The organism is Pontitalea aquivivens, from assembly GCF_046507575.1.
Taxonomy (GTDB): domain Bacteria; phylum Pseudomonadota; class Alphaproteobacteria; order Rhodobacterales; family Rhodobacteraceae; genus Pontitalea; species Pontitalea aquivivens.
This window is the reverse complement of sequence record NZ_JBKFEY010000049.1, coordinates 1-8,717: the sequence shown is the minus strand read 5'-3', so window position 1 is coordinate 8,717 and position 8,717 is coordinate 1. Positions and strand designations below refer to the sequence as shown.

At 59.8% G+C, this 8,717-nt stretch carries 7 protein-coding genes and 1 pseudogene; 6 read left to right on the top strand and 2 right to left on the bottom strand.

Features of this window, described 5'->3' with window-relative positions:
• Window positions 1-363 (top strand): CoA transferase (locus ACK8OU_RS19515; RefSeq protein ID WP_410305008.1); only part of this gene is annotated, 363 nt, incomplete at its 5' end.
• Between the two features lie 626 nt (window positions 364-989).
• On the opposite strand, the gene ACK8OU_RS19510 is transcribed toward ACK8OU_RS19515, so the two are convergent.
• Both ACK8OU_RS19510 and ACK8OU_RS19505 read right to left on the bottom strand, forming a co-directional pair.
• On the bottom strand, window positions 990-2,129 hold the full coding sequence (locus tag ACK8OU_RS19510; RefSeq protein WP_410305007.1) for a 2-methylaconitate cis-trans isomerase PrpF family protein: 1,140 nt from the start codon (window positions 2,127-2,129) through the stop codon (window positions 990-992).
• A 31-nt stretch (window positions 2,130-2,160) separates the two neighbouring features.
• Window positions 2,161-4,251 (bottom strand): CaiB/BaiF CoA-transferase family protein, encoded by a 2,091-nt coding sequence (locus ACK8OU_RS19505; RefSeq protein ID WP_410305006.1) that lies wholly within the window; start codon window positions 4,249-4,251, stop codon window positions 2,161-2,163.
• Between the two features lie 426 nt (window positions 4,252-4,677).
• On the opposite strand from ACK8OU_RS19505, the gene ACK8OU_RS19500 reads away from it, so the two are divergent.
• The 5 genes and pseudogenes from ACK8OU_RS19500 to ACK8OU_RS19480 all read left to right on the top strand — a co-directional run.
• Complete coding sequence (locus tag ACK8OU_RS19500) at window positions 4,678-5,556, top strand: Bug family tripartite tricarboxylate transporter substrate binding protein (protein WP_410305005.1); 879 nt, start codon at window positions 4,678-4,680, stop codon at window positions 5,554-5,556.
• Between the two features lie 174 nt (window positions 5,557-5,730).
• Window positions 5,731-6,138: a tripartite tricarboxylate transporter TctB family protein gene (locus ACK8OU_RS19495; protein WP_410305004.1), complete on the top strand. Its 408-nt coding sequence runs from the start codon at window positions 5,731-5,733 to the stop codon at window positions 6,136-6,138.
• Window positions 6,138-7,435 (top strand): annotated as a pseudogene (locus ACK8OU_RS19490) (tripartite tricarboxylate transporter permease). The gene ACK8OU_RS19495 and the pseudogene ACK8OU_RS19490 overlap by 1 nt, the downstream one beginning before the upstream one ends.
• A 15-nt stretch (window positions 7,436-7,450) precedes the next feature.
• Window positions 7,451-7,675 (top strand): hypothetical protein, encoded by a 225-nt coding sequence (locus tag ACK8OU_RS19485; RefSeq protein WP_410305003.1) that lies wholly within the window; start codon window positions 7,451-7,453, stop codon window positions 7,673-7,675.
• Between the two features lie 58 nt (window positions 7,676-7,733).
• The coding region (locus ACK8OU_RS19480) for an aconitase family protein (protein ID WP_410305002.1) at window positions 7,734-8,717 on the top strand (984 nt) is incomplete at its 3' end.

Sequence of the window (8,717 nt, the reverse complement as noted above, 5' to 3'; positions counted from 1 at the left end):
AATGGCGACGAGTTGTTCGCTCTTTTGGAAACGACGTTGGCGCAAAGACCCGCATCCGAGTGGATCGCGCTGTTCGAGGAATTCGACGTTCCCGCAAGTCTATGCGTGGCGCCTTCGGAAGCGGTTGAAAGCGAGCAGATAGCCTCGCGAGGATTCGTGCAAACCGTGGACGGACACCATCTTTCAACCTTTCCCGCAAATGCCCGAGGCGCTCTGCCCGAGATCAGATGGCCGGCACCCGATGCCGGGGAGGGGACGCGCCCTGTCTTGCGGATGATCGGTCTTGATGAAGTCGAGATCGAAGGACTGTTGCAGTCTGGAACCGTCGCGGAACGGGCAGTTGCGCTCTTGCCCGGAATTTGATGATACATTATTGATTTCCGTTAGGAACTGGCTCTGACGCACATTTGCTGAAGGCAGACTGCTATGTCGCGCCGATCAATCTCGCCTGAAGCAGGTCGATTTTGGCACGACCTTACATTTGGCGTTTGATGAGTTTCAGCCTGGTGATCTGACCTTCAGTCTGTCCATTCGACCACGGTGAGATGATTGCGTTTCGGACCGCGGCGATGTCTCTCTCTCTATACACCATTGGCAAAGGATCCAACGAGACTCTCTTTGCTGCTTCAAGCCAACCATTGAGCTTGGCGGCCGCTTTTGATCGGATCATTTGTTGGAAGTCGATGATCGTTGTGCGCGCAACAATCAGATCCGGGACGTTGCTTTCGATTGCCGCAACCAAAATCCTCGGGTTTTGTCAAATCATCGCGGGTGGATGTTATCAAGCGGGCGATGGTCTGTTCCGAAGGCGTTCGCGAGCCCATTCTTATTTGCTTTCTCCGCACGGCGTCGGCGCTGCGCCCATTGCGAGACGACACCGCTCCGTGTGCCTCAACCATAACGGCAAGGCAGGAGCAGCCCAGTCGGTCGGTCGGCTGAGGCTTGCCTCAGGGCGGATAGGCCACCGGCTCCGCGAGGTCGACTCGCCATCAATACTGCGCGCTTGTCGGTACGTAGACCATTCCGTCCATGATACGCCTCGCTGTGCGCCCGAAGCCCAAGGTATCGATTTCCATGCCCGCCTCGTTGTTGGCTTCATGCGTGGTGACGACGACGTGCATGACACCGGACGGATGACCGATGGAAAGCGACTCCTTGGTCGAAGCGGTAGGCGCCAAGGCCCCGTTCACGATCGATCCGGGGATGTGCGCCGCCGCCGCTATGCACATTGACCCGGTTCCCGCCATGGCTGCGTGACACCTGTTCAGGAAGACTAGCCGCGCCCTCAAGTCCATGTCGGAAGCGCTGACGGCCTTGCCGTTCAGAGCCTTGTAGGAACCCGGTTCCGAGACAAAGGTCAGCATCGGAAACATTGGCGATTCTCTTTCGGCCTTGGTCCAATGAGATGCGAACCCGATCATCTCGGCGCTCTTTCCGCGTATTTCGCGCAGGAGGATGCCGAGGGACTCGTTGTTGTCGATCTGATCTGGACCTTCATCTCCGTTGAGGCCTAGGTCTTCGGCTCGGCAGTAGACGACGGGGTTTGCGACATCACAGATCGTGACGTCGATCGTGCTTCCGCTCTCTAGCTGGATCGTGTCAATTCGATTGCCGGTCGGAAGCACCTTCCCGGTCGTGGCCCCGGCAGTCAGCCGGAAGTCCATGAATATCTCCGCACCTGTGCCAGGCACGCCCGCGATCGCAAAATCCCCTTTCACCTTGGCGCGACCGTTTTCGACCGGCACCTTCGCCACGATCACTTTCTGGGTGTTGGTGTTGTGGATCCTGACTTCAGTGAAAGGTTCCTTGATCGCAACGAGCCCAGCATCGATCGCGAAAGGGCCAACGCCTGATGAAATGTTGCCGCAATTGCCTTTGTAGTCGATGATCGGCCGGTCGAGATCGGCCTGGGCGAAGGTGTAATCGATGTCGGCAGCTTCAACCGTAGAAGGCCCGACGATGGCGATCTTCGAAGTCAGGAGACGTGATCCACCCATGCCATCGATCTGGCTGATGTCCGGAGTCCCCATGATCCGCAGCAGTAGCGCATCGCGGGACGGACCGGGCGGAGGAAGATCGTGTTCGAAGAGGTAGAGCCCTTGCTGGTGCCGCCACGCATCAGCGTGCATCTGATGCCCACCTGATCGAAAACGCCAGTGCTCACGTCGAAACTCCTTCGTTTTGCAATGTTCTATCGGCGCGCCTATGGGCGCGGAGAGTTTCGTTCATCTCGCCAAGCGAACCAACCAATTCGCCGATGACCGGTGGCGTCGCGGAAAGCCGGTACGGCGGTCCGAGCAGGGGCCAGCGGAAGCCTTTCCGTTCCCTCCAGATCACGAGCCCCGAACTCGTTGTTCGCGGATCGTCAGCCACCTCGGGAACCGTTCGAACGGGAACTGAAGGCGTGCCGATCGCCTCGGGTTCGGTTTGCGGCGAAGCCGTTGCAGAGAATCCGCCGGAAACAGGAACCATCTGAAACGGGTCCTTGCGCTCGTCGTTCCAATGGGTCTGCGTTGTCCAAAGCGCGGCGTCCTGCATCGCCAGGTCGATTGCCTGTCCTCTGCCCGAATAGTCCCTGTACTCCAGCATCGCGAGAATGGCGAACAAAGCGATCAGCGCTCCGGTGATGTCAGCCGCCGAAATGCCGAGCTTGGTCGGTGCACCATCGACGCGGGTCAAATCCATCAGTCCCGACATGGCTTGGATCACGGAATCGAACGCAGGACGGCCCGGGAAAACAGAATCCGCCCCGAAGCCTGAAATGCCGCAGTATACAAGACGCGGATTGATCCGTTCAAGCGCCGCCGGCGAGAAGCCCAGTTTCTCGAGCGATCCAGGCTTGAGGTTCTCGATCAGGACATCCGCGCGGGAAATGATATCTGCGAGAATTCCGGCATCGGCAGGATTTCGCAGATCAAGTGCTGCGCTCCGCTTCCCGTTGTTGCTCATGGCGAAGAAGTAGCCCGTACCCTCATGCATAGGTGGCCAGTCGCGGGTGGCTTCCCCGGTAAGGGGCTCGATCTTGATCACCTCGGCGCCCAAGGCCGCGAAGTGTTTTGCGGCAAGTGGGGCGGTCGTATACTGTCCGATTTCGATGATTGTCAAACCGGCGCACGGCCCGTTGACAGACCCATCGCCAGACGCGTGTCCCGGCTTGGGCGTCAGCAACATCGCGAAATCTCGGTCGGCATCCGGTGCCGGGATCGCATCGGCGCGACGCCCTGGAGTCCGCGAGGCCTTCAAAGGGGTACCCGATACGTTGACGTTGGCACCGGTAACTGGATCGGGAAGGCTGAGCGTCATCTTCCTGTGCTCGACGTTTGCATCCCGGTGCACCCTGGAAACTTCGACGATTGGTCCTGAGGCAATACCCGCTTTGGTGAGGGCTGAAATGATATCGTCCACAGATTTGCCAGCCGTCCATTTGCTGACCTGACGATCAACCTCGTCTGGAATACGGATTCGATCGGCCAGCTTCGCCAGCGGGCCGCCGCTGGCGAGGTCCGGCACTCCCATAACGGCGCAGAGCTTTATCCAATGCTCGTCCTTCGCGGAGCAAATCAGAACCCAGCCATCATTCGCTTGGTAAGCGTTCCAGGGCGATGCCATCGGATGCCGATTGCCCGCGCGGGAAACGGATTTCCCCCCGTAGTGAAGCGGCAGAAAGGTGGCGAGCGCGTTGACGCCGCACTCGTAGAGCCCGACGTCTATGCGCTGGCCTTTATTGATGAACAGCCGCTTCGCCCTCATCGCGGCCACCACAGCCGCCGCCGCGTAGGCGCCAGCGTGGAATTCGAGGATCGGGACGTCGGAAACTGAAGGATCGAGTTCCGGTACGCCGGTAATCGAGGCCATTCCGCAGTAGGCCTGGATCAGCTTATCGCTCAAGCCAAACAGTTCGGTATTGATCGTGCCTAACGAAGCCGTGATGTCGCAGATGACATGGTTCTCGCTCAGCAAACCGGACGCCGCCGTCTGCGCCGGGCTGGGGATGTCGGATGACAGAAGCACGATGTCCGCGGCATCCAGGATGGTTTTAAGGGCGGGCATGTCGGCTTCGTGCCAGACCAGGCTTCGCTTGCCTGCGAGGAACGTCGCACGGCTTAGCCACTTGTCGCGCGGGGGGGGCGACTCCGGCTCGACCACGATCACGGACGCCCCGGCTTGGGCAAGGAGTTGGCCGCAGGCAGAGCAGCCCCGACGATCCCCGAGCTCAACCACGATCCATCCGGCCAGACTATGTTTCTTCATCGCGCAATGGTCCATCGTGCAAAATCAGTTTCATATCTTATAGCGACAACCTCGTGATCTTGTCCAGTCTCGCGGGGTTCCGAGAGGCGAAGGCGACGGCATGCATCCGATGGACGCAACAGTCGCTTCGATGGCTGAACATCGAGCGACTCCCTCCGTCACGACCACCCCGACCGCCCATCCAAGGGGACTATTGTGCCCGTCCGATCTGCAGTCGAGGACGGGCAGCCGCCCTCCAGAAGCGAGCCGCCCGGGCTCGCCGCCCGCTCCGTGCGACAGTGTCTGATTTTTAGCTACTGACAACTTTTTGGAACGAGTTGCATTTATCAATCTTATCAGATCGATTTTGGGTGGAGGTTACGCGTGAACTGGAGAGATTCCCGCCGGTGTGGCCCGCCTGTCAGCAGGAGAGATCTGGTTGTTGGCATGGCCGCGATTTCCATCGCAGCTATGTCCCCCGTGCGGGCGCAAGGTTGGCCTGGCGGGGCTGTTACCATCATCGTGCCTTATACGCCCGGCGGCGCGGCGGACACGCTCGCCAGGATGATCCAGGACGGGCTTTCAAAGCGACTTGGACAATCCCTTCTCATCGAAATCAAGCCGGGCGGCTCCGGCATTCCCGGCACGGATATGGTCGTCAGGTCGAGCGACGGTTTGACGATTGGTCTCATCGTGAGCGTTCACGCCACCAGCGTGGCGCTCAAGATGAGCCTCCCCTATGACCCGTTGAACGACATCACGCCGCTGTCTCTGCTGGGGCGCGTGCCGCTCATCCTGGTTGTCCACCCGTCAGTTAAGGCGACGACCCCAAAGGAACTGATCGAGGAGGCTCGTTCGCGCGGCAAGAAGATGTTCGCCGCCACGTCAGGCATTGGGACTGCCGGGCATTTCGCCGTGAAGTTCCTCAACCTCAATGGCGGCGTCCAGATCGAGCCCGTCCGCTACAAGGGCGCTGCGCCAGCCGTCCAGGACCTTATTGGCGGTCAGGTTCAGCTGCAGTTTGCGACCCTGAGCTCCGTGTGGCCACACGTCGAGGCCGGATCGCTCCGCGCTCTCGCGGTGTCGACGGCGACCCGCAGTGCGCTGCGGCCGGAACTGCCGACCATGGCCGAGGCAGCCGGAATCGAAGGGTTCAACTTCGCCGAGTGGTACGGAATCGTCGGGCCCGCCTCGATGCCGCCTGAAAACGCCGCCAAGCTTCGTGATGCCATCGTGCAGACGTTGGAGGATTCGCTGTCAAGGATAAGTGCCAGAAACTCGGGATCGAGATCGAGACCTCCTCGATGGAAGGCCTCCGAAGCCTGATCGAAGCCGACATCTCGCGCTTCTCGAGCCTGGTCGACAAAGCCGGTATCAAGATCGAGTAAGCATCTCATGTCAGGATTTGGCGGACCGGCTAGTGCCGGTCGCCGCCGCGGGAACCCGCTCATATTGAATACGATCCGAAGCTCCGGCTTCCAATATGGCCTCACCTTGTTGGTGGCGGGCCTCGCCGCCCAGTTAGGCGCTTCGGGACTTCGCGCCGGCACGGCGATGCGCATGGGCCCTGGCTATCACCCGAGTTTTATTTCGTGGCTGCTCATCGTGCTTGGTGCCGACATTCTGCTCCACAGCCTCATAAAACCCGGAGAGCAGGCGGCGGGGCGGTGGGGGCTACGGGAGATTGCGCTGGTCACCGGCTCGATCATCTTCTTCATGCTCGCGCTCCAGCAGCTCGGCCTGCTGATCGCGGTGTTCGGACTCTCCACGATCGCGTCAGTGGCAAATCGTGAAGCGAACTGGAGGGAGGTGTTCGTGGTGGCCTTGCTCCTGTCCGGAGGGCTGGCCCTCATCTTCGTCCTTGCGCTCGGCCTACCGATCCCTCTTGGCCCAAAGTTCGCATTCTGATGCTGGATTCACTGTCCCTTTTGCTCGGCGGCCTGACGACCGCCACGCAACCTGAAAACCTGGTCTGGTGTTTCGTCGGTGTCCTTGTCGGAACGCTGGTGGGCGTGTTGCCCGGCCTTGGTCCGATCACCACCGTCGCGCTCCTACTTCCCATTACCTATCATCTGCCGCCGCTCGCAGCGCTTATTATGCTCGCCGGAATCTACTACGGAGCCTCCTATGGCGGATCCACTACCGCCATCCTGGTGAACCTGCCTGGCGAGAGTTCGTCCGTCGTCACCTGCATCGACTGTCACCAGAGGGCGCGCAATGGCCGCGCCGGGGCGGCATTGGCAATAGCTGCGCTCGCATCGTTCTTTGCAGGCTGCGTTGCAACGCTGGTCATCGCACTCTTTGCGAGACCTTTGCCGGAGGCGGGACTGCTGTTTGGTCCGGCCGAGTACTTCTCGCTGATGGTCCTGGGCCTTGTTGCTGCGGTCGTCCTCGCCCATGCGTCGCTGATCAGCGCATGCGGAATGATACTGTTCGGTCTTGCACTGTCGTGCATCGGCACCGACGTCGCCACGGGCGTACCGCGGCTCGACTTTGGGATCGGGCCGTTGAAGGACGGCATCGATTTCGTGCCGATGGCGGTGGGGCTTTTCGCGGTATCCGAAGTGATCCGGAACCTGGTGAAGCCGGAAGAGCGCGTCATCATTAAGGATCGAATAAAGAACCTCTGGCCTTCGAAGACCGAGTTGAGGCAGGCCGCTCCCGCGGCAGTTCGCGGCACCGCACTCGGCGTGGTGCTCGGCATGCTGCCTGGTGGCGGGGCGATACTGAGTTCCTTTGCGGCATACGCACTTGAAAAGCGCGTATCGAAGCGACCGGAAACTTTCGGCAAAGGTGCCGTGGAAGGCCTGGCCGCTCCCGAAGCTGCCAACAATGCCGGTGCGCAAACTTCGTTCATCCCGCTGCTAACGCTCGGCATTCCCTCGAATGCTGTTATCGCGCTCATGGCCGGCGCCATGATGATGCAGGGCATACAGCCGGGTCCCAGGTTATTCACAGCAATCCGGAATTGTTCTGGGGCCTGATTGCGAGCATGCTTCTCGGGAATGCCATGCTCCTGATAATCAACCTGCCGATGATCGGTCTGTGGGTCAGTGTTCTGAAAGTCCCTTATCGAATGTTCTATCCGTTTCTGCTCGCCGTCTCCTGCATAGGAGTATACAGCGTCAACGGCAGCATTTTTGATATCGGTCTGATGGCTCTGTTCGGTCTGTTGGGATATTGCTTCATCCGCTGGAAATGCTAGCCCGCTCCTCTGGTCATGGCGTTCGTACTCGGGCCGCTCCTCGAAGAGAGTCTGCGCCGCGCGATGCTGCTTTCTGAGGGATCGCCCTCCGTATTCGTGACGAGGCCGATCAGCCTCGCACTGATCCTGTCGGCAGCCGGCTGCTCGCCCTTGTCTTGGTGCCTCGTCTCAGGCAAGGCGTACGCATGGGTACCGCAGATCAATAACTATGGGGCACAAAAATGGAACGAAAATTACTAGACGAAACTCAACCGCAGCGTTAATGAGTGATGACACCTACTAGATGCGGCGCGGGCAAATGCAGGATACTGATATGGGACGCAGTCTCTACGAAAAGGTCTTTGACAAACATGTGGTGCGCGAACTTGCGCCGGGGCAATATCAGGTTTTCGTCGGTCTGCACCTCGTGCACGAGGTTACCAGCCCGCAGGCATTTGCCGAGCTTCGTGAGAGAAACCTGAAGGTTCGTTTTCCGGACAGGACATTCCTGACGGCCGACCACGCCATACCCACGACGTCGCTGGCGCGGCCCTATTCCGATCCGCTGAATGAGAAGCAGGTGGCTTACCTGGAAACGAATGCGAGGGACTTCAACCTACGCTACTTCTCGCCCGATCGGCGTGAACACGGCATCGTGCACGTGATCGGTCCGGAACGCGGGTTGACCCAGCCAGGGATGACGATCGTTTGCGGTGATAGCCATACCGCCACGCATGGCGCGTTCGGCGCCTTGGCGTTTGGGATAGGGACATCCCAGGTTCGAGATGTCCTAGCCACCCAGACGCTGCCGGTGCAAAAGTTGAAGGTCCGCCGCATAGAGGTGAATGGCCGGCTTGCTCCGGGCGTGTATGCCAAGGACGTGACCCTCCACATCATACGATTGCTGGGTGCCAAGGGCGGTGTCGGCTATGCCTACGAGTATGCCGGCGACGTCGTCTCGGCTTTCTCGATGGAAGAGCGCATGACGCTTTGCAACATGGCCATCGAAGGGGGCGCGCGCTGCGGTTACGTCAATCCTGACGAAAAAACCTACGCTTATGTCCGCGGCCGCGAGTTCGCGCCTGCCGAGGGCGCCAGCTGGGATGCTGCGGTGGAATATTGGAATAGCATTCGTTCCGATGGCGACGCGGTCTATGATGATCGCGTCGTAATAGACGCCGCAGAAATCGAACCGATTGTGACTTGGGGTACCAGTCCCGACCAATCGGTGGCAGTGGACGAGACTATTCCGGATGACAATGCCTTCGGCACCGACGAAACGACCGGCCGCCGCGATGCGCGG

What these genes read in the sequence shown, in the direction of transcription:
- ACK8OU_RS19500 (WP_410305005.1), top strand. Translation starts at nt 4,678, where the DNA reads ATGGCCGCGATTTCCATCGCAGCTATGTCCCCCGTGCGGGCGCAAGGT.
- ACK8OU_RS19505 (WP_410305006.1), bottom strand. Translation starts at nt 4,251, where the DNA reads ATGAAGAAACATAGTCTGGCCGGATGGATCGTGGTTGAGCTCGGGGAT.
- ACK8OU_RS19510 (WP_410305007.1), bottom strand. Translation starts at nt 2,129, where the DNA reads ATGCACGCTGATGCGTGGCGGCACCAGCAAGGGCTCTACCTCTTCGAA.
- ACK8OU_RS19485 (WP_410305003.1), top strand. Translation starts at nt 7,451, where the DNA reads ATGGCGTTCGTACTCGGGCCGCTCCTCGAAGAGAGTCTGCGCCGCGCG.